10 protein-coding genes are annotated in these 14142 nt (G+C 54.5%); 4 read left to right on the top strand and 6 right to left on the bottom strand.

The annotated features are described in order from the left end of the window. Positions 1-502 precede the first annotated feature (502 nt). The 6 genes from QGM61_RS15110 to QGM61_RS15085 form a co-directional block, all read right to left on the bottom strand. Positions 503-3616, bottom strand: a complete 3114-nt coding sequence (locus QGM61_RS15110) for an efflux RND transporter permease subunit (protein ID WP_281133484.1) — start codon at positions 3614-3616, stop codon at positions 503-505. A 9-nt stretch (positions 3617-3625) separates the two neighbouring features. Then, positions 3626-4822, bottom strand: a complete 1197-nt coding sequence (locus QGM61_RS15105) for an efflux RND transporter periplasmic adaptor subunit (protein ID WP_281133483.1) — start codon at positions 4820-4822, stop codon at positions 3626-3628. A gap of 86 nt (positions 4823-4908) precedes the next feature. Beyond that, positions 4909-6171 carry a TolC family protein gene (locus tag QGM61_RS15100; RefSeq protein WP_281133482.1) on the bottom strand — a complete coding sequence of 421 codons (1263 nt, stop codon included), beginning with the start codon at positions 6169-6171 and terminating at the stop codon, positions 4909-4911. A 10-nt stretch (positions 6172-6181) separates the two neighbouring features. Next, on the bottom strand, positions 6182-6865 hold the full coding sequence (locus tag QGM61_RS15095) for a transmembrane anchor protein (RefSeq protein ID WP_281133481.1): 684 nt from the start codon (positions 6863-6865) through the stop codon (positions 6182-6184). Between the two features lie 34 nt (positions 6866-6899). Continuing rightward, the gene (locus tag QGM61_RS15090; protein ID WP_281133485.1) at positions 6900-7586 is read right to left on the bottom strand and encodes a HupE/UreJ family protein; all 687 of its coding nucleotides are present in this window, start codon (positions 7584-7586) and stop codon (positions 6900-6902) included. A gap of 146 nt (positions 7587-7732) precedes the next feature. Continuing rightward, complete coding sequence (locus QGM61_RS15085) at positions 7733-8038, bottom strand: hypothetical protein (protein WP_281133480.1); 306 nt, start codon at positions 8036-8038, stop codon at positions 7733-7735. A 260-nt stretch (positions 8039-8298) separates the two neighbouring features. Here QGM61_RS15085 and QGM61_RS15080 point away from each other — a divergent pair, with 260 nt between their 5' ends. The 4 genes from QGM61_RS15080 (at position 8299) to QGM61_RS15065 (ending at position 13842) form a co-directional block, all read left to right on the top strand. Further along, entirely contained in the window at positions 8299-9228 is a 930-nt protein-coding gene (locus QGM61_RS15080) for a chromate resistance protein ChrB domain-containing protein (protein WP_281133479.1), read from the top strand. 3 nt (positions 9229-9231) lie between these two features. After that, positions 9232-10626, top strand: a complete 1395-nt coding sequence (gene chrA, locus QGM61_RS15075; protein WP_281133478.1) for a chromate efflux transporter — start codon at positions 9232-9234, stop codon at positions 10624-10626. A gap of 88 nt (positions 10627-10714) precedes the next feature. Continuing rightward, complete coding sequence (locus tag QGM61_RS15070) at positions 10715-11623, top strand: DUF1259 domain-containing protein (protein WP_281133477.1); 909 nt, start codon at positions 10715-10717, stop codon at positions 11621-11623. A 167-nt stretch (positions 11624-11790) separates the two neighbouring features. Next, the gene (locus QGM61_RS15065; RefSeq protein ID WP_281133476.1) at positions 11791-13842 is read left to right on the top strand and encodes a PQQ-binding-like beta-propeller repeat protein; all 2052 of its coding nucleotides are present in this window, start codon (positions 11791-11793) and stop codon (positions 13840-13842) included. Positions 13843-14142: the final 300 nt, after the last annotated feature.

The raw sequence follows: 14142 nt of genomic DNA, 5'->3' as shown, positions 1-14142 counted from the left end.
TATCAGGTTGTTCAAAGGTCCGCTTTATGCGGGCCTTTTTTGTTTGTGGTGTCTGGTTAGTGAGAACTCCCCAGTTCGACAAAACGCATTGCGTTTTGGACGGCTGCAAGCCGCCCCGAAGGGGTGAGTAATCCGCCACAGCGGATTGCGAATCACAAAATTGCCAGGAGCAATTTTGCACGAGCGAAGCGAGCCCACAGGGTGAGGCCCATGGATGGGCCGAATAATCTCTCCGGCTGCGCCAAGAAACAAGGAGCCTAGTGCGTGGACAATCCATTTTTACCAGAAGAGTCCAAGTCATTATGCTGACCCTTTTGATCAACCCAGCTAAAAACTTAAGTCACTGACGCAGCAGCGTTTTATGGCTGGTTCTGCCATCCCTGGCATTGTTCATCGCTCTTCCTTTGTTGCTGCCTAAAGGAGTCAATTTTTACTTGAGTCTAACGATCTCAATTGTTATCACCGTGATCTGCTACGGCGCACCTGTGGTCATATTGCGTTTCTACGACGAAGAATTCTGACGCCCGCCATGCACCAGCCGATACAACGCAGGCAACACAAATAAGGTTAACAGGGTTGACGAGATAATCCCGCCAATCACGACCGTCGCCAGCGGACGCTGGACCTCAGAGCCAATGCCGGTATTCAGTGCCATCGGCACAAAACCCAGAGACGCTACCAGCGCCGTCATCAACACCGGTCTGAGTCGTCCGATGGCACCCTCAAGGATGGCATGATCAAGCGTCTGTCCCTGGGCCCGCAAATCACGGATAAAGGACAGCATAACCAGCCCGTTCAATACAGCTATCCCGGATAATGCGATAAACCCGACGCCTGCAGAAATAGACAGCGGAATATCACGAATCAGCAGTGCCAGGACGCCCCCCGTCAGCGCCAGTGGCACTCCGGAAAATATGATGGCTGAGTCACGGATAGAGCCCAGTGCCATCACCAGAAGCAAGGCGATCAATAACAGCGTAGCGGGCACCACTATCAGCAATCTCTGAGAGGCTGATTGCAATTGCTCAAACGTGCCCCCGTACTCAATCCAGTACCCCGGCGGGATGTCTATATTGCGCTCGACGGACTGTTGTACTTCGGTCACAAACGAGCCCAGATCACGGCCTCTCACATTGGCCGTGACCACGATACGACGCTTGCCGTTTTCCCGGTAGACCTGATTGTAGCCCGTGCTGATGCTGATGTCGGCCACTTCCGCCAACGGCACATAGCTGCCATCGGGCAGCATGACAGGCAGGTGTTGATAGCTGTCGGGATTACTGCGTCGATCTTCAGCCAGGCGCACCACGATATCGGAGCGTTGATCTCCCTCATAAAATTGACCCGCTACTGCGCCGCCGAACGCCATGGCCAACGTGTCCTGTAGTTCCGTGATGCCAAGTCCCAGGCGTGCCATGGTCTCCCGCCGCGGCTGCAGGGTCATTACCGGCAGCCCTGTGGTTTGCTCAAGCGCAAGATCGGCAACACCGGGTACTTCAGACATAAGCGCTTCGATATCAGTGCCTAGTGCAATCAGCTGATCAAAATCGTCACCAAAGACCTGGATGGCAAGCTCGCTTCTTACGCCAGCCAGGAGTTCGTTAAAGCGCATCTGAATGGGTTGCAGAAACTCGTAGCGATTGCCTGGGATCGGCGTAACTATCGCTTCAAGTTCTGCCACTACCTGCGTTTTGGGCTTTGATGGATCAGGCCATTGGTCGCGTTCTTTCAGGATAATAAAGGTGTCCGCCACGCTTGGGGGCATCGGGTCCGTGGCTACTTCAGCACTGCCGATCTTTGAGAATACCCGTTCGACCTCTGGCATATTTCGAATTTCTTCTTCCAGTTTAAACTGTAAAGCGACCGCCTGTTCAAGAGACGTGCCGGGTATGCGTAATGCGTGCATGGCAATATCGCCCTCGTCCAGGTTCGGGATAAACTCTGTGCCCATGCGCATGGTCAATGCCGCACAGACACCGACCAGTGCCACGGCCAGTACCACCACTGCCCATCGTAGATACAAGGCGGCTTTCAGCGCAGGCTGGTACAGGTAATGTGCAACAGACATAATCGGGTTTTTCTTTTCTGTTACAGGTTTGGTGAACAGCATGGCTACGCATGCCGGCACAAAGGTAATGCTGAGCAACATGCCACTGAGCAGTGCTATCACAACGGTCATTGCCATGGGGTGGAACATTTTCCCCTCTACGCCTTCCAGGGCGAAAATGGGGATATAGACAGCAGTGATAATAAATACGCCAAACAGAGCAGGGCGTATAACTTCCCTTGTCGCCGCCGAGACCACCTCAAGCCGGCGTTTCAGTTCCAGTTTACCCTGCGAACTGGCTTCGCTGAGTCGGCGCAGACAGTTCTCGACAATGATGACGCTGCCATCGATGATAAGACCAAAGTCCAGCGCGCCCAGGCTCATCAGATTCGCGCTGACGCGGGTCTGTACCATGCCGGTAATGGTCATCAACATGGCGATGGGAATGACGGCTGCCGTCAATATGGCGGCGCGTATATTGCCAAGCAACAGGAATAGCACCGCGATTACCAGCAGCGCACCTTCCAGCAGATTTTTCTGCACGGTCTGCAGCGTTTTGTCGACCAGCGTGGTCCGGTTATAAACGGCTGTGGCAGTTATGCCGGGGGGCAGGCTTGGCTGGATCTCCTGCAGACGCATAGCCGTGTTGTTGGCCACTTCCCGGCTGTTTTCACCAACAAGCATAAACACCGTGCTCATCACCACTTCTCGTCCGTCCTGGGTCGCCGCCCCTGAGCGCAGCTCTTGTCCGACGGATACGGTGGCAACATCGCCCACCCGAATGGGAATACTGTTTCTCTGGGTAACGACTACATTACGCAAGTCATCGAGATTGTCCGCCTGACCGGGGACCCGCATCAGCAGCTGTGAGCCATTATTTTCGATAAAACCCACCCCCTGGTTGCGATTGTCACGCTGCAGGGCGTCAAACAGCTCAGCGCTGCTTACACCATAAGCAAGCAGCTTCGCGGGCTCAGGTGCCACGAGTATCTCTTTTCTGAAACCACCGATGGGGTTGACCTCTACCACACCCGGCACGCGGAGCAGCTGTGGCCTGATAATCCAGTCGTGGACACTGCGCAGGTCGGTGGGGGTGATCGGCGTGCCATCAGCGTTGGTTGCGCCAGGCTCCGCATCCACTGTGAACATGAAGATTTCACCGAGCCCGGTTGCGATCGGACCCATCTCCGGCTCAAGTCCTTCCGGTAAATCACTACGCGCCGCCGAGATTCTTTCACTGACCTGTTGTCGGGCAAAATATATATCAGTGCCGTCTTCAAAGACTGCAGTCACCTGGGACAAACCATAACGGGAGACCGATCGTGTATAGGACAGGCCCGGCATACCACTCATGGCGTTCTCCAGCGCAAAGGTAATACGCTGCTCAACTTCCAGTGGTGTGTAGCCGGGGGCCGCGGTGTTCACCGCGACCTGTACGTTAGTGATGTCCGGCACGGCGTCGATTGGCAGCCGATTAAAATTCCATATTCCCAGGCCGACCAACATCATGGTCAGAACCAGTATCAAACCACGTCGGGCCAAAGAAAAATTAACAATTGATTCAAGCATGATGGCTCCTCAGTGGTCGTGCGATGCGCCGTCTTTTTCGACATCAGCTTTCAGGATGTAACTGTTCTCAGTGACGTATCGCGTCCCCGGCTCCAGTCCCCCCAGCACTTCGACCCATTCCGCTGACTGGCGTCCAAGATCCAGCATGCGGACCTCATATTGATCACCAATCTGTGCGTAAACGACGGTAAAATTGCGAAATGCCTGCAGCCCTTCGCGTCTGACGGCCAACGGAACCTCGTGCTCCGCGATATTGATCTGAGCCTGAACCCAGGTTCCGGCCCGCAGCACACCGTCCGGATTATCCAGCACAACACGTGCTGTCACTGCCTGATTGGATGCTGTCTCTGGCAGGATTCTGGCAATTGTGCCGGTAATCGGCGTATCAGTAAGCGGTGTGTTGATGGTTACACGTTCCCCGACACTAATGCGTGGCAGGTCAGAAGGAAAAACCGCAAGGTCGGCCCAGACGGTTGATGTATCGGTGATGGTGAACAGCACTCTCCCTGCCGTTGATTCCCCTCCCGACGCGTTTCTTGCAGTAATGAGGCCGCTTATCGGGGCGAGCAGCTCGAAAGATGTGAGACTCTGATTGCTTTCGATGGTGGCGAGCGTGTCGCCTGCATTGACGTAATCTCCCAATGCAACAGCCACCGTTTCAATTTTTCCGTCAAATCTTGCCGTGACGTTACTGACATCATCCGAATTTGCCACAATACGACCGTAAACCGGGATTGTCTCCTCGATAACAGCAGGCCCCGCAATGTCAGTTTCAATGCCCAGGGCTTCAGCGACAGCCGGCTCTATCCTCGTGCGCCCCTCAAAGCTGTCATAGGACCAACGATGCGTGTTGCCATTGTACGAGGCCGCGACCGAGACACTGAACGAGTGAGGCTCGTAAATCACCATATCACCACGCAGGGCATCCCCGGTTGGCACAAAGTCAATGTCATCCACAACACCACCCAGGCGGGTAAGTTGGACATTCAGGTCCAGGTCCTCTGGGTCCACAGGTTGATCGTTGACGGTTGCCCACGCCCGATATTCAGGCGGTACGCCGGTTTCGAAAATGGCCAGCTCCAGCACAAACTCACCGTCGCGCAGCAGAATGCCATTGTTTGGCCCGCGCTCATCGGTGACTGCGTTCTCCGCGTCAGGCGTTGTCGCTTCGGTATTTGCGGACTCCCCACAGGAAGACAGCATCATGAATAAAAGCAAAGGAGCAATGCGCGAGATTGCCCGAACGTGCCTCAGGTTTGCGAAAAAATAATTTATTGGATACATTGTCAGCCTCACTGTTCAGATGCGCTCTGCGCTATGCGCACGCCAGTCAATCGTTCAATTTCAATCATGTTTTGATGGGCAAGCACACTGGCTTCAAGCAGTTGCTCGCGCGCTGCCAGTAAATCATTCTGGACCTGCAGCCACTCCATGTAGCTGGAACTGCCCAGCTCATATGCTCGTCTTACCTCGGACAAAGCCAGTTCGTATTCAGGAATGACATCGCTGCGCAAGGACTCAACAATATGCAGGCTGTGTTCCAGCTCCTGATAAAACAGAAACAGTGACAGTTTCATTCGAATGCGTTCAGCCTCCTGGTTGACGGAAGCTTGCTCCAACCTGACACGCGCCTCTTCAATGCGGCCCTGGTTCTGATTGCCGCGATTCAGGGGAATGGTCACCCCGGCAACAAAACCCACATCGGAGCTACTCTCGATCCGGCGCACACCAGCATTAAAACGCCACAGAGAGTTGCGTTTAGCTTGCTCAAGTAACAGGGTGCTTTCGTGCAGGCGTTGCTCTGACAGGAAACGTGTCAGATCCGGATTTTGCTCGATTCGGGCTTCCAGGGCGGGGTAGGCCTCAACGGCAGGAAGATTCGTAAGGTCACCCTGCACGCGACTGAAATCCGGCTCCAGCATTCCCCATTGCGCGGCAATACGGTGATAAAACCCGACCAGCTCGTGATGCAGATCTTCCTCCATCAGTTCTCGCATGGACAGCTCAGCGCGTGCCCTGGCCAGATCCGATCGGGGCGCAGTGCCGGCATCAACCCGCTGGCCGATCGTGCTTACAGAATCTTCAGCAAGCGCAATGGATTGCTCCGCCAGCTGCAGTCGGGCTTGATGCGCGAGTGCCTGTGTGTAATAACGGGCGGTCTGGGCGGCGGCATCCAGGCGCATCACTTCCGCTTCGCTGGCCAGCACCAGTGATCCTGTGCGTGCAGCGTCTATCCGCCGTTGGCGCAGCTTTCCTTCAAGTACCCAGCTGATGCTTGCGGTGGTTTGTGCACCGGATAGCGCCTGCGCCACGCCTGTTCCGAGGACATCTTCGACGGTAACCGTGAGCTCAGGTTTTGGTGACAGTCCGGCTTGTAAAATCACACCGTCCTGTGCCCGCAATTCGTAGCCAAAAGCCTGTAACTCCGGGTTTTGTGTGATAGTGTTGATGATAGCCTGCTCAAGCGTGATTTCTTCGGCAGCGAGTGACAGGGCAGAGATCAATAGCAGTGCTGTTGAGACCGCGCTGGTTATTACTATCTTTTGAGCTCGCATAAACGGCTCCTTAGTCAAGAAGAAATATGTCGGTGTATTCACCGCGCGTCTGTATGCTTACCACAATCGGGCTATCCGTCCGGTTACGCCAGAACCAGCCATGATTGCCAGCAAAGGCTGCCTCCAGTACGCCGCTACTGCTTTGTTCGGCGCCCCGGCTGTAATTGTGGTAATCAATCTCCAGTGGCACCGAATCGCCATGAATATCAAAATTGGCAACGCCGCCCTCAGATTGCCAGCTGTATTCAACGGTTTTTCCTTGTGCCATGGTTACCTTGATTTCTCTGCTGACACCCGGTGCCAGTGACACTTGCATTTCATCGCTGCGAATGGCGGACTCCACAGGTGTTGGCATTGGCGAATGTGCGACTTCTTCGCGTGCGGTAGCAGGTGCCGGTGCGCCGGTCTGCTGAGTTTCGGTGGACCCGACATCGGGCTCTGTCAGTGGTTGATTCATGGCAGCCGCCAGTGCCCGTTCTTCAGCGGCGGCCTCATCGGCCAGCGCCATTTTTGTCTCACCCATTCGTGTAAGGCCTGTGATGTTGCCCAGCCCTGTCGGATCTACGCCGTATTCAGCTGGCATGACAATAATGAGCAACAACAGCAAGGCGGCAATAGCTGCAATGACGGTCGATTTGAGAAGTTGCACAGTCGAGGGCAAATCTGCCTCTGCTGGCTTATTGGTGATATGCATGATTGAGTTCCTGTTGCAAAATAGTTGATGGAGATCAGGCAACGAAGTATCCGGTGAGTTGATAACCCGTCAGCAGGAAGCCGGCGGTCATCAGCACAACTTGGGCGGTGTAGGCCTGGCGGCTAAAACGGGTGGAGCGACGCCAGAAGCCCATTGCGATCAGGATGACGCTCAGCGCCAGCAGCTGACCGATTTCAACGCCGACATTAAAGGCAATCAGATTCGTCACCAGTCCATCAGGTGAAACCTGGTAGTCGAGAATTTTGGTAGCCAGCCCGAAGCCGTGAAACAGGCCAAAAATCATGGTTGCAATGCGGGTGTCGGGCTGCACGCCGAACCAGCGCTGGAAGGCACCCAGATTGTCGAGGGCTTTGTAGACGATGGAAAAACCAATAATGGCATCAATCAGATAAGGGTTAACGCTTATCTGCATCAGTGTGCCAAACAGCAGGGTTATGGTGTGACCCAGCGCAAAAAGGCTGACGTAAACCGCAACATCTTTGAATCGGTAAAGGAAAAAGATAACACCGACTAAAAACAGCAGGTGGTCGTAGCCTGTGACCATATGTTTTGCACCCAGGTAAATAAACGGAAATATCATGACCCCGCTACTTTCCTGAATAAACCCTTTATCACCTGCAGTGACACCGTGCGCCAGCACGTCAGCCGGAAATCCTGCGAACGTAAAAAGCACCAAGATTGAGACCACGGCCAGCCTCATGAAAAGGCGGGAGCGGCAAAAGTAATTTTTCATGTTGAAACAACCTGACAGTCGGATATCGTAGATCGATACACACTGCTGCCATCAAAGTCAGCAGTCCTGGATCGGACTTAAAAAAACGATATGCATGGGCATATAGCCCGAGACTACAGGCGATTGGGCGGAGGGACGGCGGGGGCGTAACTCAGTGAGTTGTGATCAAGCCGGTACCAGGTGACCGGCGGAGAGTCAGCTCTGTAAAAGTCCAGAGCCAATAACCCGGGTATATCCATGTTTAATTGAATGCTTATACCGTGTTTGTGCTGGTGATCGTGCACATCGCCAGTGATTTCGTGCGGCGCGCTGCTGTCCTGCCCCCAGTGATTGTTGTGATCGTGGCTGTGGTCATCGGCATGCGAGTGATGATGATCGTGATGGACTGCCTTGCCAAAGGGATGCTGTTCATCTGGCATGGCAGCAGCCTCAATGGCTCCGAATGCCAACGAGTAGTGAAGGACTAGCACCATTGCGAGAATGACTTTGCGAAACACGGCTTCAACGCTTTATTGGATTATCAGTCAGAACTGTATCACCGCGTTCAACGCAGGGTCAATCCACGGGTTATACCCATTTGTTCAACTCGCTCCCTTCGGAACGCGTTTATGCTTCATTTTGAAGGCGGGTAATACATTATGAGTTGCATATAACAAAATATGTAGTACATTCTACAAATATGTCGTGGACGTTGCTTATTATCTCCCTGCCTACCGAAAACGCCACCGTGCGCATGCGCGTATGGCGCACGATCAAGGCCTCCGGCGCTGTTTCTTTGCGCGATGGTGTTTATTTGCTGCCTGCTACGGTTGATCATCTTGCCGCGTTTGATCCCATTGCTCAGGAAATACGTGCCGGAGGCGGGGTTGCCCATGTATTTTCTGTTGACTATCAGGCACATGACGAATTCCGTCAATTATTTAACAGGTCAGCGGAGTACGAAGCCTTGCAGGAGGAGATCCGTCAGCAACACGCCCTGTTGACAATGGATAACGCGCCTGATGTCATCAAACAAGGTCGCAAGCTACGAAAACGCTTTGCTCGAATTACGCAAGTGGATTTCTTCCCTGACGCTATTCAAAGTAGAGTGGAAGCTGATCTGCTGCAGCTGGAAAGCGATGCCCATCGTATCCTCTCCCCCGATGAGCCCGTAGGGCGGGCCGGCGCCATTTGCCGCCTGCATGCTGCTGACTATCAAGGCAAAGTGTGGGCGACCCGCGCACGTCCCTGGGTCGATCGCCTGGCCAGCGCATGGTTGATCCGCCAATTCATAGACTCATCCGCGCAAATGTTGTGGCTGGCATCCCCTGATGATTGCCCCGACGACGCATTGGGTTTTGATTTTGACGGTGCCACTTTCACTCATGTCGCCGACAAAGTCACTTTCGAGGTCCTGTTAGCCAGCTTTGGGCTAAACGACCCGGCGCTACAGCGTCTTGCCAGCGTTGTGCACTATCTGGATGTTGGCGGCACGCCCGTGGCAGAAGCCACCGGTATCGAATCCGTGCTGGCTGGCCTGCGGGCCAGCTTCAGCAATGACGACGAACTGCTGCATGCGGCAGAAATTGTGTTTAACAGTCTGATAACCGCTTGGTCCATGGAGACATAAATCATGCAGGACTCTGCACAGCAAACCAACAAGTATGGTCACCAGGTGAGTTTCTCCGACGCGGTGCGTGTGTGGTGGCGTATCGCGCTGCTCAGTTTTGGCGGCCCGGCAGGTCAAATCGCCGTGATGCATCGCATCCTGGTGGATGAAAAACGCTGGGTCAGCGAAAGCCGCTTCCTGCATGCACTGAACTATTGCATGGTATTGCCCGGCCCGGAGGCACAGCAGCTTGCCACCTACCTGGGCTGGTTGCTGCACGGCACCAAAGGTGGTCTGGTTGCCGGCGGATTATTTGTGCTTCCCGGGTTTCTGAGCATTCTGGTTCTGAGCGTTTTATACGCGGGCTTTCAGGATGTCACATTGGTGCAGGCCCTGTTCTTTGGTATCAAAGCTGCCGTCCTGGCCATCGTGATTCAGGCGGTGATTCGTATCGGGTCGCGCGCGTTGAAGAATGCGTATATGTATACGCTGGCAGCCAGCGCTTTTATTGCCATATTTTTCTTTGCTGTACCGTTTCCGCTGGTGATTCTGACAGCGGCGGTGATTGGTTTGATAGGACGTTATTTCGACCCCGAGAGTTTTGTGGTCATCAAGGGCCATTCGTCCCCTGGTGATGCCGATCGGGCAGTGGACAGCATGATGGACAGCGGTGTGGGGCAACATACCAACGCCACGTTGACGCGCGCACTGAAAGTTCTGGCAGTGTGGTTGCCGCTGTGGTTTGTGCCACTGGCCGCGCTGTTTATCACATTGGGTCCGGATCATGTCTTTACGCAAATGGGTGTGTTTTTCAGTCAACTGGCTGTCGTGACTTTTGGCGGCGCTTATGCGGTGTTGGCGTATATGGCGCAGGAAGCCGTGCAGAACTATGGCTGGCTGGCACCGGGAGAAATGCTGGATGGCCTGGGTATGGCCGAAACCACACCAGGACCGCTGATTCAGGTGGTGCAGTTCGTCGCCTATATGGGGGCCTTTCGTGAAGCGGGTGCACTTGACCCGTTCACCGCCGGCATTCTGGCTTCGGTGCTGGTGACTTGGGTGACCTTTGTGCCGTGCTTTCTGTGGATATTTCTGGGTGCGCCGTATGTCGAAAACATGCGCGACAACAAAACCGTCAGCGCTGCGTTGTCTGCGGTCACTGCGGCCGTCGTTGGGGTGATGATGAATCTGGCGATCTGGTTTGCCGTGCATGTTGCGTTTGCGGACGTTGAAACCGTCAATCGCTCCGGCATGCAGCTATTGATACCCGACTGGGGAACCATTGATCTCGCCAGCGTGACGTTGGCGGCGGGCGCCTTTATTGCGATGCTGCGTTTCAAGGTTGGAATGATGCCGGTGATTCTGGTCTGTGCGCTGCTGGGTATGGCCTGGTATGTGCTTGTCGCGGGTGGCGCTTAAGACAAAAAAATTTTCGAGGAGAGTGTATGCCTTCTGGCAGCAATCTCTACAATCCAACGTTATATTTGCACACGATGAGGAAACGGAAATGAAAACACAATTGTTGAAAGCAGTTAGCTTTACTTGCGCGGTGTTAGTCGCGATACCATTGACGCTGGTGGACGCTGCGGAGGGGCTGGATTCAGATGCCATTTCTCGCGCAGCAGGCACGTCGGCGACTGTGCAGGACGACGGCGTCGTCCGTATTGCATGGTCGCGAGATGATGTGCCAGTTACCGTGGATGGCATTTTGTTGCCAACGCAGGCTGGCCTTGGCAGCTGGGCTGCGTTCAAGGAGCTGGCAGATGGAGGTGTGATGCTCATGGGCGATACCGTGGTGTTCGAGGACGAAATTACGCCGGCAATGGATGCCGCCATCGCTCACAATCTCGACATCACTGGCCTGCATAATCATTTTATTTTTGACCGGCCTGCTGTGTACTTCATGCACATTGGCGGTCATGGCCAGGACGCAGAACAATTGGCGGTCGGCGTCAAAGCCATGTGGGATGCCATCAAGGCTGTTCGGCAAGCAAATCCCGAACCAGGCAATCGATTCCCTGGTGAGGTTCCCGAAATAACCGGCCGCTATAACGTCGATGCCATAGAAACCATTCTTGAGTCAGAAAGTGCCCTCAACGGACAGGTACTGAGATTTACCTTTGGCCGCACGGCCACCATGCATGGCACAGAGTTCGGTGCGTCCATGGGTTTGTCCACATGGGCAGCTTTCGCCGGAAATGCAGATCACGCGGTTGTCGCCGGAGACTTTGCCATGACAACCGACGAAGTACAGCCTGTGCTGAGAGCATTGCGCGAGGCAGGCATCCATGTCGTCACGCTGCATAACCATATGACAGGCGAAACACCTGCCTACTATTTTCTTCATTACTGGGGAAATAACAGCCCGGAGGTTCTGGCACGTGGCATTCGCGCCGCTCTGGATACTCAGGACTAAGTACGCATCTAGTCAAAAGGAGAATATCTGTGTTAATAAGAATGCTATTCGTAATGCTGTCAGCTTTTTGGGCTGTCAACACTCATGCGCAAGTTGCATCTGTCGAACGCGGCGCCACGTTGTTCCAGTCAGAGTGTGCCCGCTGCCATGTACAGGCGGACATTGAAATGCGCATCCGTAACAGCTGGATCGGACGTCCGGCCAATGAGCTGCATCAGGAGATCATGAGCACCATGCCGGCGGAGACACCCGGCTCGCTGAGTCCCGCGCAGTACCTGGATCTGACCGCCTATGTATTGGGATTGGCCAGCGCCACAGGTTCCATCGAGAATATGACCATTACCGATCTGGCTGGTTTCACCATCCGTCAGGGTGGTGAAGATGTGGGGCCCGATTACATGCCGTGGGCCAACATCAATGGTGACCTGAACGCCAACCGTTATTCCCCGCTGGAACAGATCAATGTCAGCAATGTGCAGGACCTGCAGATTGCCTGGCGCTGGAAAGCCGAAAACTTCGGCCCGCGGCCAGAGGGGCTGAATGTTACCTCCCCGATCATGGTTGACGGCGTGCTATATGCGACAGCAGGTACCACACGTAACGTGGTGGCCATTGATGCAGAGTCTGGTCAGACCCTGTGGATGTGGCGTCCGATGGAAGGCGAGCGTTTTGAAAGCTCCCCGCGCAAGAACTCCGGTAAAGGTGTGGCCTATTGGACTGATGGCCAGAATAACGTGATCTTTGTGGTCACACCCGGTTATTTCATGGCGGCGCTTGATGCCAAAACCGGTGATTTGGTGGAGAGTTTTGCTGATGGGGGCATCCTCGATCTGACTGAGGGGCTGCGTATGAGCCCGGTGCGCGACGATCTGGATGTGACGCTGACGTTTCCGCCGACCGTCGTGGGGGATGTCGTGGTGGTGGGTGCTGCACACCAGGTCAGTATGCGTCCTCCGCATGCGGACAATATCAAAGGTGATGTGAGGGCCTATGATGCGCGTTCCGGTGAGCTGTTGTGGACGCACCGCAATATTCCTGTCGCCGGTGAAATGGGTTATGACACCTGGTTAAATGATTCGGCTCAGACCAGCGGAAATGGCGGTGTGTGGTCTGCCATGTCAGCCGACCCTGAGCTGGGCCTGATTTATCTGCCGACAGAATCGGCAACAGGCGACCGTTATGGCGGAGACCGTCCGGGCAATAATCTGTTCACCAATTCCGTTGTTGCTCTGGACTACCGTACAGGCGAATACCGCTGGCATTATCAATTTGTTCATCACGACATCTGGGACTACGACACGCCATCCACCCCGATTCTGGCGGATCTGCCCGATGGCAGGAAAGTGTTGGTGCAACTGACCAAACAGGCGTTTGCCTATGTGCTGGATCGCGCTACTGGTGAGCCGATCTGGGAAATTGAAGAGCGCCCGGTGCCACAGACGGATGTACCAGGTGAGTGGACAGCAGCCACGCAGCCGCATCCCACCAAACCGCCAGCATACGATCGTCAAGGTATCAGTGATGCCGATCTGTTGAATTTTACCCCAGAGATTCTGGCCAAGGCGCGTGAAGCGGTGAAGCCATATCGCATGGGAGAATTTTTTGCACCACCGTCGGTTGCCAATGCCGCTGACGGCACACTGGGCACGCTGAGCCTGCCCGGCACGCTTGGTGGTTCAAACTGGGAGGGCGGAGCCTATGATCCTGACACCGGCGTGCTATACATTCCCTCGCGCACAGATGTGGCGGTATTGTCGCTGGTGCCTGGCGCCGAGTTCTCTACTGTGGACTGGATCCAGGGTCCGGCGCGCACGCCAACAGTCAATGGCCTTCCGATTGTTAGGCCGCCATGGGGGCGCATCACTGCCATGAATCTGAACACCGGTGAAATTGACTGGACTATCGCCAATGCGGATACACCAGCACGTATAGCGGACCACCCGTTACTGCAGGGTGTAGAGATTCCCCGCACCGGAATTCCAACACGTGCGGGTCTGCTTGTGACCAAATCGCTGCTGTTTGCCGGTGAAGGCCAGGGTGGCAACCCGGTGTTTCGTGCCCACGACAAGAAGACCGGCGAGATTCTTGCGGAGATTGACCTGCCTGCCTCGCAAACGGGTCTGCCAATGACTTACACACAAAATGGCAAGCAGTACATTGTGATGGCAGTCAGCGGGAGTGGCTCTGCGGAAATTATTGCTCTGGCGTTACCGAACTAGTCTTGTAGTGGTCACTTCTCAAGCTTGGTGTTATGCCTAGCTATGATCACAATTAAGGTGTTTAGTATATTTGCGGATTAATTGATCCTCCTCGTCGTAATCTGCACTACGTCCTTGCGGGACTTTTGCGGGTTTGGTTGGGCATTGTTGTGCTTTATAGTGCAAAATCATGCAACGGACGCACTGTTAAAGTAAATAAAAACAATCATATGGCGTTTTCAATTAGTGGCTTCGAACCACTTGGTCGGGAGTTCGAATCTCTCCGGGTGCGCCAAACAACAAAGGGTCCAGACCGGGGAC

The sequence above is a fragment of the Pseudohongiella sp. SYSU M77423 genome, assembly GCF_029911965.1.
Classification (GTDB): domain Bacteria; phylum Pseudomonadota; class Gammaproteobacteria; order Pseudomonadales; family Pseudohongiellaceae; genus Pseudohongiella.
This window is presented reverse-complemented; position numbering and strand designations above follow the sequence as displayed.

Coding starts and splice junctions, on each gene's coding strand:
- chrA (WP_281133478.1), top strand. CDS start 9,232: ATGCAGGACTCTGCACAGCAAACCAACAAGTATGGTCACCAGGTGAGT.
- QGM61_RS15090 (WP_281133485.1), bottom strand. CDS start 7,586: ATGAGGCTGGCCGTGGTCTCAATCTTGGTGCTTTTTACGTTCGCAGGA.
- QGM61_RS15100 (WP_281133482.1), bottom strand. CDS start 6,171: ATGCGAGCTCAAAAGATAGTAATAACCAGCGCGGTCTCAACAGCACTG.
- QGM61_RS15065 (WP_281133476.1), top strand. CDS start 11,791: ATGCGCATCCGTAACAGCTGGATCGGACGTCCGGCCAATGAGCTGCAT.
- QGM61_RS15095 (WP_281133481.1), bottom strand. CDS start 6,865: ATGCATATCACCAATAAGCCAGCAGAGGCAGATTTGCCCTCGACTGTG.
- QGM61_RS15110 (WP_281133484.1), bottom strand. CDS start 3,616: ATGCTTGAATCAATTGTTAATTTTTCTTTGGCCCGACGTGGTTTGATA.
- QGM61_RS15085 (WP_281133480.1), bottom strand. CDS start 8,038: ATGCCAGATGAACAGCATCCCTTTGGCAAGGCAGTCCATCACGATCAT.
- QGM61_RS15105 (WP_281133483.1), bottom strand. CDS start 4,822: ATGATGCTGTCTTCCTGTGGGGAGTCCGCAAATACCGAAGCGACAACG.
- QGM61_RS15080 (WP_281133479.1), top strand. CDS start 8,299: ATGTCGTGGACGTTGCTTATTATCTCCCTGCCTACCGAAAACGCCACC.
- QGM61_RS15070 (WP_281133477.1), top strand. CDS start 10,715: ATGAAAACACAATTGTTGAAAGCAGTTAGCTTTACTTGCGCGGTGTTA.